1 pseudogene is annotated in these 630 nt (G+C 50.3%); it reads right to left on the minus strand.

Annotated features, from left to right (window positions below):
• Positions 1-630, minus strand: a pseudogene (locus tag GQ593_RS13405) (RHS repeat protein); the annotation flags it as partial.

The following is a 630-nucleotide window of genomic DNA, read 5'->3' on the forward strand; positions in this document are numbered from 1 at the left end:
CAAAGCGGTCATACTCAAAGTGTTTGTCACTAAAAAAGGTCAGGCGGTTGCCTTTGGCAATATTAGCGTGAAACGGCGCGGGTGCTAGCGCTTGGGTTTCAGTGCGTTTATTGCCGGTTTGGTCATAGTCAAACAGCTCCACTTTTTCAGCGTGATACTGCTCGGGATTGGCGTCAGGATAAGTCACGGTGTGTAGCTGACCGGCGTTATCATACCGGTAACGGCGTGGCTGTGCCCCCGTGATTTCGGCAAGCTGCCCATCAGGGGTGTAGTGGTAGTGCTGTTGCCAGAGCGGGGATGGCGAGGTCTGTGTGCTGATATCATAACCGTGATAGCGTTGATGAGCGATAAGTTGCCCTAGCGGGTCATATTGATAGCGGTTAACCAGTCCATTGCCTTGACGACGCTCACATTCACGCCCCGAGTTATCATAAAACATGCCGATTAACGACTGCCCATCTAACGTTATGCCGCGTAATTGCCCATTAAGATGATAATATTCTAACCATTGCCCATCGGGCAGTTTCGTGCCATTGAGTAAGCCGGTGTTATCATCATAGCGATGGCGGATAGTTGCCCAGTTTTGATGTTCGGCAGTGAGTTGACCATCCCGATTATATTCCCAGACTA

Source organism: Gilliamella sp. Pas-s25, from assembly GCF_009795885.1.
GTDB lineage: Bacteria > Pseudomonadota > Gammaproteobacteria > Enterobacterales > Orbaceae > Gilliamella.